Source organism: Vibrio sp. CUB2 (genome assembly GCF_001557945.1).
Lineage (GTDB): Bacteria > Pseudomonadota > Gammaproteobacteria > Enterobacterales > Vibrionaceae > Vibrio > Vibrio owensii.
This window is the reverse complement of record NZ_LNRB01000003.1, coordinates 164369-181152: the sequence shown is the minus strand read 5'-3', so window position 1 is coordinate 181152 and position 16784 is coordinate 164369. Positions and strand designations below refer to the sequence as shown.

Sequence of the window (16784 nt, the reverse complement as noted above, 5' to 3'; positions counted from 1 at the left end):
TTTTCATCTTCATCTTTGTTCTCCAGAGAAAGAACTAACGCTTATTTGTGTTATTAAAATACATGAAACACAACTTACTTCTACAGGATTAGAAGATAAGCCATCGTTGAAAACCGTGGAGAACAACATGAAAAGCAAGTTAGTCAATATTGTCGGCAGTGCCGTTTTACTGAGCTCTTTTGCCGCACACAGTGCCGAAGTCAATCTCGTTAACCCAAGTTTTGAACAAGATTTTTCTGGATGGACAGAGGTGGATCCAACCGCTGTCTCCGGTGTTGCCTATGACGGCGCAAAGTCAGCAAAATTCTCTGGCAATGGTGCTCGTCTAGAGCAGTCAGTTCCTGTCACAAGCAATACCGAATACACACTGAGCGCGTACGTGCTGGCAGATGCGAACATCGGCGTGAATGTTGGCAGCGACACCTTTAGTAAAACCGCCTCGAACTCAGATTGGGCGCAAACCACCATTACCTTCAACTCAGGAGATGCAACGGAAATCACCATCTTTGGTGAATACAGTGGCGCTGAGGGCCGTGTCGATCTCTTCAAACTCACATCTTCTGAAATCATTGACCCACCGACCACTTCATTGCCTGTCTTCGATCTCGACCCTGCCCTGCCGCCATCAGGCAACTTCGACTTATTAGATTGGAAACTCGACTTGCCAGTTGATGATAACGGCAACGCGTCTGGTGATGCTCAAGAAGTGAAAGAAGACGAACTCTCTAGCGGCTTTGAGAACAGCGAGTTCTTCTACACTGGTGATGATGGCGGTTTGGTGTTCATCTCACCCGTCGAAGGCGCAACCACATCTGCAAATACCAAATACACACGTTCAGAAATGCGTGAAATGCTTCGTCGTGGCGACACCAGTATCTCAACCACAGGCATCACCAAAAACAACTGGGTATTCGCGAGCGCACCAAGCGATGATCAAAACAATTCTGGCGGTGTGGATGGCGTTCTAGAAGCAACATTGACCGTCAACGCAGTAACGACAACGGGTGACAGCGGCCAAATCGGTCGAGTGATCGTTGGACAAATCCATGCCAACAACGATGAGCCAATTCGCCTTTATTACCGATTGCTACCAGGACACACAAAAGGCTCACTGTACTTTGCGCATGAACCGAATGAAGACGCATCAACAGACCCAGAACAATTCATCAATCTGATTGGCAGTTCTGCCGATGATGCGTCAGAACCAACAGACGGTATCGCTCTGAATGAGTTGTTCTTCTACCGAATCGAAGTGCAAGGTAACCAACTTATCGTCACCATTAAGCGCGATGACCACGAAGACGTCACCGAAACGGTAGATATGACCACCAGCGGCTACGATGTTGGCGGCCAATACATGTACTTTAAAGCGGGCGTGTATAACCAAAATAACTCAGGTGACCCAACTGACTATGTTCAAGCTACGTTCTACTACCTAACCAACTCGCACGACGGGTATGAATTCCCGTAGTGAGTTCGACCAATAGTTGATTAAAGCAAATACGAAAAAGCCGGACATCACGTCCGGCTTTCTTTATTCAGTTTGGTGTTAGTATTCATTTTGATGAAGAGATTCCCGACAACACGCTCTCGTCTCATCATCTTCAAGAGCGAGTTGGGGGTCGCTATACACCTAAACTATGAACGCGCGCTTAACTCCACACGCTCCAAATTCGCATCAATACTCTGGTCGCCTTTCAGCCTTTCCCAAAGTTGGCCTAACAAGTCCAAGCTACGCTCATTTGGGTAGCGTTGTGTTGATTCCAACAACTGCCAATCGCCATCTTTGCCCTTCTCCGCAAAGATAAATTCGAAGGAAAGGTTGTTCGACATTCCCAAACGCAAGTCAGAGACAATCAGTGCATCATCTTCCACTCGATAGTTCAGATAGTCATGTGAGAAAGCCTTGAGCCCTTTCAAAGTCTCCGGCTTGTCTGCCAAAGGCCAACTGCCTAGCGGGTGTGAGACAAAATCAATACGCTCATCGCTATCGAGTACCGATGCCAAGCCTTCGTAATATTGACCATCATCCATCACCACCACTCGCCACAGGAAGGTATTAAACGGTGTTGGCGTGATCAGCACTTGTTGATTCGGTAAGTTCTGCGCCGCTAAGTTATGCTCCACGCGAGATGCGATCATTTGCTGCGATGCGTAACCCCAACCGAGATAAAGCGAAGAGATAAGCACCACACTCTGACACCAACGTCCGCCGCGGGTTTTAGAAAACAGAGCCACACCAATCGCAAGCAACAAAGGCAGAGTGTAAAGCGGATCGATAATGAACACGTTCCGCAGCTCAAAATAACCCTCAAATGGCCAAATCAACTGCGTGCCATACGTTGTCATTGCATCCAACAAAGTGTGGGTGACGAACACGCTCACGGTTAAAAAGAACACACGAGAAAGCGTCCAAAACGTATCTGGTCGCCAACGGCAATAGAGCCAAGAAATCAGCAAAGCAAAAGGAGGTAACACCAAGAGTGAATGCGTAAAGCCGCGATGCTTGATTGTGTTTTGTACTGCGTCGCCATAATCCAGAATCACATCCAGATCTGGCAAAGTGCCAAGCGCAGCACCCATCAGTAATACCTTCGCGTTACAGCGTTTACCGGCAATCGCACCGGCGACAGTCGCCCCTAATGCAGCTTGTGTGATTGAATCCATATCCTGCTATCTATACCCATTCATGACAAAGATTGATTGAATCGAAAACTAAAACGCATTTCCATAAGTGTCAAACCACTCACTAACTTTGACTCTCTTATTTACTTACTTTTACACATTGAGTGTCGATCAAATGTCTTGGATACTTTGAGGACAAGTTACTTAAAAACGGCAGTTTCTGGGCGGGATATTTTCTTGATCAATGCTTCACGTCTAAGCTCTAAAATCTCATCAATCAGTTTCTCTTTTGCATTGATGCCAAAGTGCTGATCGTAGTTTTTCACTTTTTCGATTTCGTGTGGGTGTAAACGATACACTTCTTCTTTCAAGCGGGCTTCAGCTTCGCTTTTAATAAAGCCTTGGTTTTGGAGCAACTTAATGATCACTTCATCGGCTGCGTTTACTACTCTTGCCATGGTTCTCCAATCTACTGGTTACGTTGTTCGCCAAATGGTTTACTCACATCATCTGGCTTGGGCTTCTCATCTGGCATAGCCATTTAAGTCGCACAACTTATAACCCAAACATGACAGCTTTATTGCAGCCCAAGGTCATTTATTAGCAAAACATGAAATGCACCACATCGGTTCAACTGTCTGTTTTTCCTCACCATCATGGTTAGCGAATACCTACTTATTGTCTCGTGAATTCGCTCTCAAGCCTTGTACTGCCTACCATTAACCGCCTTGTCGTTGATTGGCATACATCTCGCAACAGTCTCTTCGCTTTTAATGGTTTTCGGTTGTTACACTCTATTGACAAGGGCTTGCTCGAATAAGTCAAAAACCATGGATTTTCAAACGATTCAATGGAGTGACTTATGAACAAAAACGCGATCCTTCTATCTTTACTCGGTACGGCTTTCTTCTCTTCTCATGCGACGGCAGACGTCACTGCTATCCGCTCTAGCCTATTACATTTCATCAATGATCCTGCCAAGGTTGAACACCTGCCTGATGCCTACCAGTACTTCGAAGACGGTTTGTTAGTGATTGAAGATGGACACATCAAAGCCATCAAAGCGTTCAGTGAAAGCGATTCGACACAGTACCAAGAGATTGTCGATCACAGGGGAAAACTCATCGTGCCGGGCTTTATCGACACACACATCCACTACCCACAAACACAAATGATCGCCGCCTATGGTGAGCAGCTGTTGGAGTGGCTAGAAACCTACACCTTTCCCACAGAAAAACAGTTTGAAGACAAAGCCCACGCCAAAGCCATCTCTCAGTTCTTTATCAATGAACTGCTGAAGAACGGCACCACCAGCGCGTTAGTGTTTGGCACGGTACACCCCCAATCTGTAGAAGCGTTATTTGAGGAAGCGCTGGACAAGAACATGCGCATCATCGCAGGGAAAGTCATGATGGATCGCAACGCGCCAGACTACCTACTCGACACGCCTGAGACGGGTTATCAAGAAAGCAAAAACCTGATCAACAAATGGCACAACCAAGGGCGATTGCAATACGCCATTACGCCTCGCTTTGCGCCAACCTCAACGCCCGAACAGTTAGCAGCGGCCGGTAAGCTCAAAGCCGAGTATCCCGATGTGTATGTGCATACGCACTTGTCAGAAAACAAAAACGAAATCGAATGGGTGAAATCACTCTTCCCGGATCGTGAAGGCTACTTCGATGTTTACGAGCACTACGGCTTGGCTGGCAAGCGCTCCATCTTTGCCCACGCGGTTCACCTCACCGATAAAGAATGGAGTGCATTTCAGCGTACCGATTCTGTGATTTCTTTTTGCCCTACCTCCAACCTATTCCTAGGTAGCGGCCTGTTCGATTTAGAAAAAGCAGAGCAAAAAGAGGTACGCGTCGGTTTGGGGACAGATGTTGGCGCAGGCACCAGTTTTTCTCAGTTAGAATCTTTAAATGAGGCTTATAAAATCATGCAGTTACAAGGCAAGAAACTCTCCGCGTTTAAAGGCTTGTACTTAGCGACATTGGGCGGCGCGAAATCGCTGAGTCTCGATGACAAGATAGGTAATTTCGAAGCAGGGAAAGAGGCCGATTTTGTTGTCCTTAATTGGGCAGCAACGGATTTGCAGAAGTTGCGTTACCAGCATTCCAAGAGCTTAGAAGACAAATTGTTTGCCTTGATGATGTTGGGTGACGAACGAAACGTCGAAGCCACTTACATTGCAGGTGAACTTGCGTATTCTACCGATGGCAAAGTCGCGACAAAGAGTAAAGTGAACGAGCCAATCTAAGCAGGTTCAGTCCTGCGCACAAATAGCAAAAAGCCGGACTCTGATGTCCGGCTTTGGTTTTATGAGGGTTTGATTTCGGTATGGCGAGTTAGTAGAAGTACACCAACATCTCCACCTCATCCCCTTGCTGCTCAGCATTTAAAGAGAAATGGACATAGCCTTCTTCTGTCACTGGGATTTGCAGGTATTCATTGCTGCCCCAGTAGTTTGATGCGTATTCGTGTTGCCCTGCTGTTGGCCAATAAGCTTTGCTCGCATACAGGTCAACATTGCCATTATCTGCATTCCCGTTTTTATCGGTTAGCCACACTCGAACTTCTTGCACGCCTTGCGGAACATAAACCGCTGCGTAACGCTGTTGGTGCACCGTTAAGGTTTGCGCTTGGCCAGATTCCAATACCACTGGGGTTAAGTCATCTTGCTCTTGTGCTGGCGGTGTTGGGGTTTCTGTCACTAATGACGCCTGTAATGTCACATCATTAAAGTCAGAACGGCCCGCGATGCTGATGTAGTAACGGCCCGGCTTGATGTAACCCGATTGCTCCGGCTCAAACGTCACCATCTCGTTGCTGCCATCACCATATTGACTGAACTCAAAGTCGTAGTAATGGGCTTCTTTCTCAAAGCTCATGTACAAATCGGCATCGCCTTGGCTATTACTATGAATCGCCACCTCAAAGTGAGTTGCGTTCTCCGGCACATCCACATAGAACAGTTGCTCGCTGTATGCTGTGCCACTGAGCACCACACTTTGATTTGCTGCGAGTTGCGTTACTTGATCAGAAGGCTCTGTCGGCTCACCCGGATTTGGATCTGGGTTTGGATCAGGCTGCTGTGGTTCACTAGAGACAGAATCTAACCAACGATCAAACTCACCATTGTATTGCTCACCCAATAATTGAACCTGTTTTGCCCACTCAGCAAACTGACCAGAACGAGAAAGCGCCAGTAAGCTATCTACCTCTTGCGGATGCTCTTCCAACATAAAGCGAACCGCTAAGTAGCCCCATCGATAAACACGATTGGTATCGTGAGAGTAAGTGGTCGCCAACACGTCCGATAGGCTCATCTTGCCATCAGCAATCAACCCAATCGCTGCGTCGTAACCTTGCTTGTAATGCATGTACTCAGCAAAGCCCTCTAGCCACCAAACAATGTAACCATGTGCCAAGTTATCGCTGAATGAACCATATTGGTTGAATCGCGCATCTAGGTAATGAGTGTATTCATGCTCTAGATTGAGAATAGAGAGCGCCTCACCATTGTCATAGCGGTAAGCGACAAAGCGCGCCACGTTGCCTGCTTGTGCCGGATTACCCTCAAGGTACTGACCGCCGTTATCCGTCGTGTTACCAAACAAGAAAGACGAGTAATCCACGTAGCTGCCGTTGTTCGCAAACACGGCGACTTCTACTCGTTCATTGTTGTCGTCCGCAACAGGTTGATGCCCTGTGTTTGCCACTTGGTGGAAGTCGGCCTCTTTTGCGGCTAAAACCTCACAAGCTTCAATAGACTGGGCTTGAGTTAAATCTTGAGAACGAATGATGGCCGGACCGTCACACTCATGACGATTCGGTAGCACGCGAGCCGCTAAATCACGCTTAGCTTGATCTAAATCCAAACCATTCAAACCCTCTGGCGCGAAGTAGCTCATCATCTCGACTGCGGCTAGCCAAAGTTTATCGTGTTCACTACCAAGCGGGTTTTGCTCCATCACTTGTTGCATCACACGCAGCGCTTTCTCTTTGGTTGCTTGATTTGGGCTGGCTAGTAAACGTCCGGTTTCGCGAACGGCGTTGTAAACCAAGAAGCTCGCATCCGTATCCAATGCCCAAGCATTATCATGAGCAAATGCTGCTAACGTATCGATGTGTTGCGTATGGCTCGCCATGTATTGGTAAAAATCATCTCGCGAAGCATGGCCAGCCATTGCACGGAAAAGGTTATTCAACCCATCGACCCACTGTGTATCTTGCGCCGTTTCACGATTGAAGTGACGTAGTGTCGCAAGTTGTGCTTCCATTGTTAGAGGAAGTTGCTTCACATTGTCGACCATCAACGTCAGGCTTTTCATCGCCCCTACTTGCTCGCGTCCTTGGTCTAGCGCGTGTGGATTCGCTAAGAACGCATTAATCGACTGAGCAAAACGTTGACCTAATGCCTGAGAAAAGTCCGGCTGTTGCGCGTTGTAACGAACGTAATAAGCCGCGCGGGCAAACTCACCAAGGTTTTCGAGTTTGCGCGCTTGTTCTGCCTCACCGCGGTAACTTGCAATGGCCTGGTTTAACGCAATCTGAATACGGCTTAAGCTCGCTTCACTGTAGATATCGTTTAGTGAATCAGCAGGTGCAGAGAACCAAGCACCATAGCAATGATGAGTCGCTTCAGAAACAGCCAAAGCAAGATCAGGCGCCTGTTGAAGATCAGGAATATCACACTGTTCTTGAGCGAATGAGAAACTGGATACACTGGCAAGCATACAAGCTAGCGCCAAGCGATGACGTGGGAATAGACGGGTATGAGACATAACAACACTCATTAATTAGTTATATGTTTGAGGGCGCTGTTATATTCCTTACAACAAACAAGGTGAATTGAGTTGCATAGGATTTATGAAGTTGGTCCAGAAATTAGATATTTAACTCTAATTTATAAACCAATTGCCAGATTTGCAGATTGTCTCTCGCCGAAAACGTTACACAACTGATTGAAATGTCAAAGATAAAGTCAGTTAACTAGAAAGAGAAAAGCCAGACATGTGCCTGGCTTTTTGATTAGTAGCGCTTACCATCAATGAGTCTTAGCGGGATATCTTTCAAGACTTCCTCTTCTGCCATCCTCATATTGATGGCGACGATATCAGCGTCACATTTCTCTGTCGTTACGTAGTGTGTCAAACACCCACACAGATTGCAGCGGTGAAACTCGACTTCTTTATCACCCCAGATATAAAAGACTGAAGGCTCTTTAACGTAACGAACTGATACTTGCTCTGGCGAGTAGTAAGCCCAATAAGCTGCATATCGACGGCAGATAGAGCAATTACATGACGCTATCTCTTTCGGTACGTCAGCTTGAACAACGATGTTCCCGCAATGGCATGTGATTTCCATATTCAGCCTCTCGTCTCCGTAACGAACTTTAAAGCCCTGTTTACACTCTCAGTACTATTTTACTGTTGCTTTCTCATACCATTGATCAAACTGATCAATCACACGATTATGATAAAAAGTTTTGTTGATGCTGTTAGGGTTGGTTGGATCTAACCTCCTAACTTTACAATAACGTTCACCCTCGGCTTTCAAAGTCCTCATTTGGTCATGAAACACCTTGTTTTGCTTAAAGTTTGTATAACGGAACTTTAGTATTTCTAGAAGTTCATAGTAATCGTGCGGATAATTTTTAAGCGCATCCTCTTCCGACAACATAATTTCTGGAGCATCTGGATCATTTGTAAGTCTTACTTGCAATGCCTCATCATTAGTAGTTTTGACAAGTTTAGTGTGTAGCTTAAGTGAAATTGCATAATGAGCGTCTTTATCTCGCTCGTGTTCCTTCTCAACTGACTTAAGATATTTTAATAAGTTAGATTTAACATCACTATCGACACTAAAGCTTGTTACATCCGAAAGATGAAAAAACGATACTGGCATTAGGTAGAAATTGTAACGACTAAAGTCATAATTAAACCAGTTCATTGTTAACGTCATATAGTTCTTGAGAGACGCTGTTCCTATTTCTTGTATGCTCGTGCTAAGTTCTAAGTCGCCACAAACAAAATGCACAGAGTCATCTCTGATATTCATCAACAAACGAATATTATCCCCAACTACATGCGGAACAGAGCCGTTTGATAACAACCGGTTGAGAGCTGTCCCCAAAGATATTGTTTTCGGATTTCCACTAGGAGAGATTACTGGTTTATCTTTCGAAAAAATATGTATCGCTTGTGCTTCTTCATCCTCATCTTTGACGAGCTTAGCTTTTAACAAGAGCTCCCAAGCGTTAGTCATTAGGATAGAAAACGTCTCTTCACGATGCATAAAGTTAGGTTTGTTATATATCTCAATTGCTGAAATACAAGCAGAGATCGACTTTTCCAGCATGATCTGATGCAGTAATTTTTCAATTTCATTTTTCTGGCTTTGATGCTGTCTAAAGGTAGTCTCATTAAACTTAGTAATAGCTTCGGTAACCTTTAACTTGTCTCCAGAATCATCCAATAAAGTTTCCCACTTTTTGCGTAAGTATGTTTTTACAGTAGAAACACTCCAACCAGTCTCTGCAGCAAGGTCTTCCAGATTAAATTCAAGCCCCTCTCGATACGCTCTTAAAAAAAACGAATAGGCTTTATCGACTTGTAACCACTTTTTATCTGACATCAGACTTAACCTTCTATTAAGACTTAAAATAATGCTCTCGGTGATACTGAAGAAACTTTTGTTCTATCTTGTGTTTCTTGTTCAGCGTTAAGTGTCCGTCTAGACCAATCAAACTGAAATCATCCGCGATTGAGAACACACCGTTATCAAACATCACGTGATGGTTTGGACATAAGCACAGGATATTTTCGACCACATCAGGGCCGCGATGCGGCTCACCTAGCGGTTGAATGTGTGCAGCTTCTGCGTAGTACCCTGCTCCAGTATCAATGGCCAAACCGCATACTTGGCATTGGTATTGATGCCAGTCTTTTACCTGCTTTGCCTTTTTGTAGTCTCGGACGATCTTGTTGACCGTAACAGCTTGGCGAGACGTTACCTCATAACGTGCTTTGCTTGTGTCTTGCACCTCTGCCGCAGGTTCCGAATCAATTTGGACAAGTTTGTAACGCCATACTTTGAAGCCAGACAATCCACGCTCGCACCAATAGTCTTCAACGCGGTATAAACCCGCATATTGGTAACCTTTGGTTGGAGAATAATGGCTTTGGTGTTTATGACTTCGAGTAACGCGGACGGGTAAATCCTCCAGCTTGTTTCTAGCCAGAGCGAGATTAGCGCGTTCTAGTTTTTGATCGGCAATTTGTTTGTTGGTGTTTTCGTCGCGACCACCAGCTCCGGTATAGATAATGACGTTGCCAAAATCTTCGTCGTCTTCATAACCACCGGAAAGTACGATTGAGTCAGCGCCTTCTTTCGCGCCGCCACTTATACCAGCCTGCGTTGGTGGATGGATGCCAGATTTGGCTAACGCGGCTCGATTTTCGAACATGTCACCGACTTCGGTATCGGGTATGTGTCCAAAAACTCTCATAGTAAACCCTTGTATGTGTACTACTCAGTGGGAAAACGTGTCGAGAAAAGTGATGAATTTCCAACTGATACATACGCTAACGGTATCACAGTCAATCAGGTTTATATGCGTGAAACCTTCTCATTTTTCACAAGAAGTTTTTATGGTGACAATCGTTTATTTTCATATAGATAGCGAGCAGCATCGGGTAAACAAAGTCGCTTAAATTGCAATTCAATCCGAACAAAGATCACAACTCGCTAACTATTTCTGCTGAGTGCCTTTCTGTCATCCATATTTAACGTGCTAGTCATATTTATAAATAAGAATTATTGCTCTAACACAACTTATGGATAAACAAGATGAAATTTTCGCAGTGGAGTCTTTTGCTAAGCGGTTTAGTGGCATTACCAATCTTGGCGGATACGGACGTATACCTCACCAATAACTCAGACCAACCGTTAACCATTCAAGTGAAACACGAAGGCAGCGATTTACTCAAATACGGAGAAGAATGGCAGCAGCATGTGCAAGTGCTTGGCCCTTGGGAAACCAAATCCGTACTGAGCTTTAATCGCTGGGAAGGCGTGAAATCTGGTCAGAACTATCGCTTTGAAACCGTGGTGTCTAACCCACAAGGTGAGAGCATCACACTTAACCAAGTGATGGAAGGCCATTGGTATAATTCTACGATTGAATATGGCTTGTCTGCGGCGGATGTGGGCTTAGCACTCAAAGACGATCGCAATATTCACCGCTCTAGTACCGATGCATTTGGCGACCTTACGTCAGAACTGGCGTTCAAATCTGCCAGCACAGCTCGTTATGATGATTTGTATTACACCATCACGCCAAACAAGGTGGATGAAGTCGTCGATACCGATGAGCAAAACCTGAAGCTAATGACTTATAACATCTGGGCACTGCCTGCGATTGCTTCTCACATTGGAGATCGTTACGAGCTCATTCCTGATTACGTCAAAGGTTACGATGTACTGGCACTGCAAGAGGTGTTTGCCAGCGGCCGTGATGCTTTCTTACGTGAACTTGCAAAAGAATACCCATACCAGACTAAGATGTTGGATAAAGATGGTTTCAATATTTACGGCGGCGGCGTGATCATCGTGAGCCGCTACCCTATCGTCAATCTGGCTCAATACGTCTTCCCAGATTGCTCGGGCACGGATTGTTTTGCCGATAAGGGCGTGAATTATGCGGAGATCATCAAAGGCGGTCAGGCTTATCATGTGTTCGCGACTCATACTGCGTCTTTTGATACGGATACGGCGCGCGAATATCGTCAGCGCCAGTTCAAGCAGATGCGTGCAATGGCTCAATCTCTGAATATTCCTACCAACGAGACTGTGGTTTACAGCGGCGACTTTAACGTGAACAAGTTGAAGTTCCCTGGTGACTACCAGCAGATGATTGCGAACTTAAGTGCGATACAACCTCAGTACTCAGGTTATACCGCTTCGACCTTCGATCCTCGCATCAACAACTTTGCCGGAGAGGCTTTATCTGGTGGCGAGAATGTGGAGTACCTGGACTATGTGATGGTGAGTAATGAATATGGCGTGAAGTCGTTTAACGATAACCGTGTCGACGTTCCACGCTCTACCGCAGAGAGTTTGTGGAAGCATTACAATCTGTCGGATCATTTCCCTGTTAGCGCTGTGATCAAACCATGAAGCGTATTGCGTTAGTTACTGTGTCCGCCGTCGTGGCGGGCACGATTTGGTTCTCAATGGCGGGTGATAATCGTGAAAGCTTGTTGTCGTTTTCTGCAGTGATTGAAGGGCGTGCTGAACAAGATACTAGTGGTCATTCTTCAGCAGACAATCACACTGCCAGTAAAAACGTCATACCGAAAGCCAAAGATACCCCTTCTCCAATTAAAGCGATTGCTGGACGTTTGAATGACGCCAAAGGTCGTCCATTAAAAGCCGAAATAGAGACGTTCTGGCATACTTGTATGTCTGACCACAACTGCGAATCTAAGCTGGCCGAACTGGAAAGTTATATGTCGGGTGAGCGCTTTGCTTTACTGGCGAACTACCATCAGCTCAATAGTTTGTGGCAGCAAAGTGTGGGTGATTTGTTGTTTGATGAACAGCAACCGCTAGCCTCTCGTGTTGCTCTTCTCAAAGCGGAAGCAAGAAAGATATGGGGTGAATTGGCCGAAGTCATTTTTGCTGATGAATTTGCCCTTTACGATTTTAGTTTGCAGGCAGAGCAGTTGAATTCGACTCCCGCTCAAGACTACGTGCAAGCCTTTGAGGATTTAGTTCAAGAGTGGCAAGGCAATGACGAAACGTTGGGATTAGCCAGCGAGCAAGCAAAGTACGAGCATGCGGTGGCGTTAATTCCGGATAACGTCAGCCAAACAGAGCGTGAGGCTTTGATTGAAGAGCTTCAACACACTTACCTTTCTGAGCAAGAGAGTGAAGAGATACGCGCTCGCGAACAACAAGTCGTCGAGCAACAACAGCAAGTGCGCGATTATCAGAGTGAGTTGCAGCAACTTGAATCCAAGCTAGCAACACAAAGAGCCACCAGCCACGCGGGTTTATCGGACTCGGAATGGCAACGTTATTACCAACAAGAGGTGGCGGATTTTCGTCGCGAGTTTTTTGCGGGTTAATGGCTCGTTTGTCTGAGCAACTGTAAGTGAGAGATTCCCTACTCGCTCATTCTTCGCTCTAGGGAATGACGCTGTTTGGGGTCGTGATCGTAGGCAACAAATACGGCTTCCACTAACTCAAAGCTTAAACGGGGTCATTCCAGCAAGCCTAGGCACGACTAGGAATCTGGTTCCCGCGAATGCTTGATACAAGAAGGTCGCTTACTTAAAACGACCTTCTGTAATTCGTTCCGTTAAGAACTCAACGGTTACAACACGCGTAAGCACTCTTCCGGAGGCAAGCTCAAGAGCGTGTTAGCGAAATTGATCTTCTCATCGCGCCATTTCAATGCGGCTTCTCGACTGTCTTGCGAATGTCGGTCGGCTTCAAAGTAGCTTTTTCTTGGTAGTCCGTTTGCTGGTGTCATCACCATAGACTGTTCATTCAAACGAATCGTAAATAGGAACTGGCCACGTTGCCCGGTTTGCGCTGCTGGGTGGTGCAATGTGGTATCGCAGCAATAACGTTTATCACGTAGTGCGCGGCATGTGTATTCAAAGGCATCTTGAGCACCTCGCCCAGGGAACGCGGTATAAATACTGATGCCATCTCGTTGCAAAGACTGATCACCCGCCGCCAATTGCACCGCGTATTGGAGCATCCTAAAACCCAGAACCACGCCACCAATGCTGTTCAATCCACTGTATTGAATTGCGCCTTCTAAGCTCAGACGAAGTTTGTCTTCCCCTTCATAAAGAAAAAGATCAGGCGATGCCCAATCACTCTTTGGAATAAGCAGTTGAGTAATATCCGAGTGTTCCATGTTGGTCTCCGCAACGATGAGTGTATTTGAGACCACAAACATAACGTAATGAGAATTATTATCAATAAATTTAAATCAGAAACGTTACTGTCAGAAAGATTTAAGGTTCAGCTTGAAAAGACTTAAAGCAGCAGACGCCCGTTTGGTCTTGGGTCACTTTGCATTCGCTCACTAAAATGCTTTTGAGCTCTATTCGGGCTCGACGTAAACGCGCCTTCACAGCTGGCAGGCTAAGCTGGTGTTTCTCTGCGTAGTCTTTTTGAGCCATGCCATTGAGGTCACATTGCTCAATCACATCTCGCTCTTGTTCAGTGAGTTTTACCAATACCTTTGGAAGACAACGTTGAAGTTGAACCATTGCGGGAGAAATTTCTGTTGGCGTGACAAACTCTTCGATTTCTACCGATTGGATTTTCCGTCTTAGTTGGTCGACGAAGTGGTTTCTGGTCATCTTAAACAACCATGATTTGCCGTCCTGCAATGTACAGAAACGCTCACTGTTCTCCATGGCTTTCAGAAACACTTCTTGCATGATGTCTTCCGCTTCATGCGGATTTTGGGTTTGTTTTAGTAGCCAACCATAAAGGCTCGGTTCTGCATGATTCCACGCATTCATCAAACATTTCATTCTTGAATCTCGATTGGTCGTCGCGCGTGGTCATTCAAACAATCCGCACGCGCGACACGCTTTCCTTGCCTTTACGCTACAACATCTTCTTTGAGCAAATCGCGAACCAGATCAACAGATGGCACCGAACCTGTGTGTTTCAACTCGCCATTAATCGCGACACCCGGTGTGCTCATAATGCCCGCTTTCATGATGGCTTCTAAACTGGTGACTTTTTCAATACTGACTTGTTGCCCTAGCTCTTGCGCAACCTCGGCAATACGTTCTGCGGTGACGATGCAGTTCTTACAACCTGAACCATAAACTTGAATACTTTTCATATCAGACTCCTGTGAGCATTTGCTCTGCTGTGATTAATAGAAGAAGTTAAACAACCAACCCGTAATGGAAATTGCCACCAGCAAGTAACCCGCGATGGCGCCAAGTAATCGGTATTGCATGACTTGTTTGAGCATCATGAACTCTGGCAAGCTCACGGCAACCGCTCCCATGCAAAACGCAAGCGTGGTTCCCAGCGGCATGCCTTTGTCTATCAACGACGCCATGATTGGCACGATGCCCGTTGCGTTGGTGTAAATCGGAATAGCGCTGAGCGTGGCGAGTGGTACGGTCCACCATTGTCCATGTGCGAGGTTTTGCTCGAACCAGTCAGCCGGAACAAAACCATGAATAAACGCACCGATACCTACCCCAACAAATACCCAAATCCAAATGCGCTTGAAGATGGTGCTGGTTTCATTCACTGCAAATTCGTGGCGTTGTTTCAACGTCATTGGCGGAGACTCAATCGGCGCTTGAGGCAGAGCATCTAGCTCATTGGCTTTTTGATACGCCTCGGCGAGGAAAGGTTGTAACCAACGGTGGGCTTTAAAAGCATCTAAGACAAAGCCTGCAAAAATGCCCAGCAACATCCCGATGACGACGTACATGATGGTGAATTTCAGACCAAGGACACTGCCAAGCATGATAACCACCACCTCGTTGATCAGAGGCGAGGTAATAAGAAATGCGATGGTCACACCAATAGGAATGCGCGCGGAAACAAAACCCATGAACAAAGGAATAGAACTGCACGAGCAAAATGGGGTAATCGCACCAAATAGAGAGCCAAGAAAGTAACCCACACCGCGGTGCTTACCCTGCAGATATTGGCGAACTTTGTCCACACTCAGACTGGCTCTCAGTGCGGAGATAACGTAAATCAACACAACCAGTAAGACTAGGATCTTACTTGTGTCTTCAATAAAGAAATGAACACCTTTTGCCATAGAAGTGCTGGCTTCCAAGTTGAAAATGGCATACGTCAGCCAGTCGGCAAAATGGGTAAAAATGTCCAACATAGTGGCACCCTCTAAACGATTTACCTCTAACACGTTTGAGGTCGCAAAAGGATGCACACTTTTTTGAATTATTTTTTTGTCGTGATTTGCAGACCCGATTTCAGAACAGATTCAGACCAAACACACCTTTCACATCAAATAGCACTTGCTCGGTTTTCTCACGTGAACGTTGGCTACCTTGTTTAAGGATTTCGATCAGTTGTGCTTTGTCATCTAAGAACATGGCACGTTTTTCTCGAATTGGACGAAGCATCTCTTGCAGACACTCTTCCAACACTTTCTTGGTTGTTCCGTCACCCAATCCACCACGGCGATAATGCGCTTTTAACTCTTCCACATAAGCTTTATCAGTATGGAACGCATAAAGGTAAGTGAATACGATGTTGCCTTCCACTTGGCCTGGGTCTTCAATACGTAAGTGGTTTGGGTCGGTGTACATGGATTTTACCGCTGCGCTGATTTCTTTCTCTGTCGCTCCTAAGTTGATTGCGTTACCCATGCTTTTCGACATTTTGTTTTTGCCATCTGTGCTTGGCAAACGCGGTGCGTCACTGAGCAGTGGACGACACTCTTTCAAAATAGCTTTCCCGCCAAGATGGTTTATCTTTCTCACGATTTCATTGGTTTGCTCTAGCATCGGCAATTGGTCATCACCAACGGGGACAAGTGTCGCGTGAAAGCCGGTAATGTCAGCCGCTTGAGAGATTGGGTAAGTCAAAAATCCAGCCGGAATGGAACGCTCAAACCCTTTGCTTTGGATTTCGTTTTTCACCGTCGGATTACGCTCCAAGCGTGCGATAGAAACCAAGTTGCTGTAATACATGGTTAGCTCAGCAAGTGCCGGAACTTGGGACTGCAAGCAGATGGTGGTCTGAATCGGATCGATGCCAACGGCAAGGTAATCCGCCACGACGTTCAAGATATTGGAAGAAACCTTGGAAGGATTGTGCGCATTGTCGGTTAAGCCCTGCATATCGGCAACGAGAATGGTTTGATCGTGCTGAGTTTGTAGCGCGACACGCTGTTGCAGTGAGCCAACGTAATGACCTAAATGCAGAGGGCCAGTGGCTCGGTCGCCAGTGAGAATGACTTCGCGTTGTTGAGTGTTTTGTGTGGTGTTCATAACTTATCTCCGAATAAAAATAGATCGCTACTGGAGATAAAAAGACATGACACTCTTAGCTACCGTCCAGCAGCGTAAGAATGTAAGGATTCCGCGCCGCTCTAATTAGAGCGCCACCAGAAG

General features: G+C 46.0%; 15 protein-coding genes. 4 read left to right on the top strand and 11 right to left on the bottom strand.

Annotated elements, in window-relative coordinates; translation table 11 throughout:
- The first annotated feature begins 127 nt into the window (after positions 1-127).
- Positions 128-1471: a polysaccharide lyase family 7 protein gene (locus tag ATB78_RS05600; protein ID WP_061008054.1), complete on the top strand. Its 1344-nt coding sequence runs from the start codon at positions 128-130 to the stop codon at positions 1469-1471.
- Between the two features lie 167 nt (positions 1472-1638).
- Here ATB78_RS05600 and ATB78_RS05595 read toward each other — a convergent pair whose 3' ends face one another.
- Complete coding sequence (locus tag ATB78_RS05595; protein WP_061008053.1) at positions 1639-2667, bottom strand: metal-dependent hydrolase; 1029 nt, start codon at positions 2665-2667, stop codon at positions 1639-1641.
- Between the two features lie 158 nt (positions 2668-2825).
- Positions 2826-3083, bottom strand: coding sequence for a hypothetical protein (locus tag ATB78_RS05590; RefSeq protein WP_005437145.1), 258 nt, complete (start codon positions 3081-3083; stop codon positions 2826-2828).
- Positions 3084-3487: 404 nt separating this feature from the next.
- Between ATB78_RS05590 and guaD the strand changes: the two genes are divergently transcribed.
- Positions 3488-4888 (top strand): guanine deaminase, encoded by a 1401-nt coding sequence (guaD, locus tag ATB78_RS05585; RefSeq protein WP_081096566.1) that lies wholly within the window; start codon positions 3488-3490, stop codon positions 4886-4888.
- A gap of 88 nt (positions 4889-4976) precedes the next feature.
- Here the strand turns inward: guaD and ATB78_RS05580 are convergent, their stop codons facing one another.
- The 4 genes from ATB78_RS05580 to ATB78_RS05565 all read right to left on the bottom strand — a co-directional run bounded on the left by ATB78_RS05580 (position 4977) and on the right by ATB78_RS05565 (position 10144).
- The gene (locus ATB78_RS05580) at positions 4977-7415 is read right to left on the bottom strand and encodes a M9 family metallopeptidase (RefSeq protein ID WP_061008052.1); all 2439 of its coding nucleotides are present in this window, start codon (positions 7413-7415) and stop codon (positions 4977-4979) included.
- Between the two features lie 247 nt (positions 7416-7662).
- Complete coding sequence (locus tag ATB78_RS05575) at positions 7663-8001, bottom strand: aldehyde-activating protein (RefSeq protein WP_045388007.1); 339 nt, start codon at positions 7999-8001, stop codon at positions 7663-7665.
- 54 nt (positions 8002-8055) lie between these two features.
- Complete coding sequence (locus ATB78_RS05570; protein WP_061008051.1) at positions 8056-9270, bottom strand: DUF3644 domain-containing protein; 1215 nt, start codon at positions 9268-9270, stop codon at positions 8056-8058.
- Between the two features lie 16 nt (positions 9271-9286).
- Positions 9287-10144, bottom strand: a complete 858-nt coding sequence (locus ATB78_RS05565) for a YDG/SRA domain-containing protein (protein WP_061008050.1) — start codon at positions 10142-10144, stop codon at positions 9287-9289.
- 341 nt (positions 10145-10485) lie between these two features.
- Here ATB78_RS05565 and ATB78_RS05560 point away from each other — a divergent pair, with 341 nt between their 5' ends.
- Both ATB78_RS05560 and ATB78_RS05555 read left to right on the top strand, forming a co-directional pair.
- The gene (locus ATB78_RS05560; RefSeq protein ID WP_061008049.1) at positions 10486-11814 is read left to right on the top strand and encodes a sphingomyelin phosphodiesterase; all 1329 of its coding nucleotides are present in this window, start codon (positions 10486-10488) and stop codon (positions 11812-11814) included.
- Positions 11811-12767, top strand: a complete 957-nt coding sequence (locus ATB78_RS05555; RefSeq protein WP_061008048.1) for a hypothetical protein — start codon at positions 11811-11813, stop codon at positions 12765-12767. The genes ATB78_RS05560 and ATB78_RS05555 overlap by 4 nt, the downstream gene beginning before the upstream one ends.
- Positions 12768-13015: 248 nt before the next feature.
- On the opposite strand, the gene ATB78_RS05550 is transcribed toward ATB78_RS05555, so the two are convergent.
- From ATB78_RS05550 to trpS, 5 genes are all read right to left on the bottom strand, one after another.
- A complete protein-coding gene (locus ATB78_RS05550; protein WP_041055099.1) occupies positions 13016-13570 on the bottom strand; it encodes a hypothetical protein in 555 nt (184 codons plus the stop codon).
- 100 nt (positions 13571-13670) lie between these two features.
- Positions 13671-14186, bottom strand: a complete 516-nt coding sequence (locus ATB78_RS05545; RefSeq protein ID WP_017819121.1) for a sigma-70 family RNA polymerase sigma factor — start codon at positions 14184-14186, stop codon at positions 13671-13673.
- Positions 14187-14269: 83 nt separating this feature from the next.
- Positions 14270-14518, bottom strand: a complete 249-nt coding sequence (locus ATB78_RS05540; RefSeq protein WP_005437129.1) for a thioredoxin family protein — start codon at positions 14516-14518, stop codon at positions 14270-14272.
- Between the two features lie 33 nt (positions 14519-14551).
- A complete protein-coding gene (locus ATB78_RS05535; protein WP_061008047.1) occupies positions 14552-15538 on the bottom strand; it encodes a permease in 987 nt (328 codons plus the stop codon).
- A 100-nt stretch (positions 15539-15638) separates the two neighbouring features.
- The gene (trpS, locus tag ATB78_RS05530; protein WP_061008046.1) at positions 15639-16661 is read right to left on the bottom strand and encodes a tryptophan--tRNA ligase; all 1023 of its coding nucleotides are present in this window, start codon (positions 16659-16661) and stop codon (positions 15639-15641) included.
- Between the last annotated feature and the right edge of the window lie 123 nt (positions 16662-16784).

What these genes read in the sequence shown, in the direction of transcription:
- ATB78_RS05555 (WP_061008048.1), top strand. Translation starts at nt 11,811, where the DNA reads ATGAAGCGTATTGCGTTAGTTACTGTGTCCGCCGTCGTGGCGGGCACG.
- ATB78_RS05565 (WP_061008050.1), bottom strand. Translation starts at nt 10,144, where the DNA reads ATGAGAGTTTTTGGACACATACCCGATACCGAAGTCGGTGACATGTTC.
- trpS (WP_061008046.1), bottom strand. Translation starts at nt 16,661, where the DNA reads ATGAACACCACACAAAACACTCAACAACGCGAAGTCATTCTCACTGGC.
- ATB78_RS05600 (WP_061008054.1), top strand. Translation starts at nt 128, where the DNA reads ATGAAAAGCAAGTTAGTCAATATTGTCGGCAGTGCCGTTTTACTGAGC.
- ATB78_RS05545 (WP_017819121.1), bottom strand. Translation starts at nt 14,186, where the DNA reads ATGAATGCGTGGAATCATGCAGAACCGAGCCTTTATGGTTGGCTACTA.
- ATB78_RS05540 (WP_005437129.1), bottom strand. Translation starts at nt 14,518, where the DNA reads ATGAAAAGTATTCAAGTTTATGGTTCAGGTTGTAAGAACTGCATCGTC.
- ATB78_RS05590 (WP_005437145.1), bottom strand. Translation starts at nt 3,083, where the DNA reads ATGGCAAGAGTAGTAAACGCAGCCGATGAAGTGATCATTAAGTTGCTC.
- ATB78_RS05560 (WP_061008049.1), top strand. Translation starts at nt 10,486, where the DNA reads ATGAAATTTTCGCAGTGGAGTCTTTTGCTAAGCGGTTTAGTGGCATTA.
- ATB78_RS05570 (WP_061008051.1), bottom strand. Translation starts at nt 9,270, where the DNA reads ATGTCAGATAAAAAGTGGTTACAAGTCGATAAAGCCTATTCGTTTTTT.
- ATB78_RS05580 (WP_061008052.1), bottom strand. Translation starts at nt 7,415, where the DNA reads ATGTCTCATACCCGTCTATTCCCACGTCATCGCTTGGCGCTAGCTTGT.
- ATB78_RS05535 (WP_061008047.1), bottom strand. Translation starts at nt 15,538, where the DNA reads ATGTTGGACATTTTTACCCATTTTGCCGACTGGCTGACGTATGCCATT.
- ATB78_RS05595 (WP_061008053.1), bottom strand. Translation starts at nt 2,667, where the DNA reads ATGGATTCAATCACACAAGCTGCATTAGGGGCGACTGTCGCCGGTGCG.
- ATB78_RS05575 (WP_045388007.1), bottom strand. Translation starts at nt 8,001, where the DNA reads ATGGAAATCACATGCCATTGCGGGAACATCGTTGTTCAAGCTGACGTA.
- guaD (WP_081096566.1), top strand. Translation starts at nt 3,488, where the DNA reads ATGAACAAAAACGCGATCCTTCTATCTTTACTCGGTACGGCTTTCTTC.
- ATB78_RS05550 (WP_041055099.1), bottom strand. Translation starts at nt 13,570, where the DNA reads ATGGAACACTCGGATATTACTCAACTGCTTATTCCAAAGAGTGATTGG.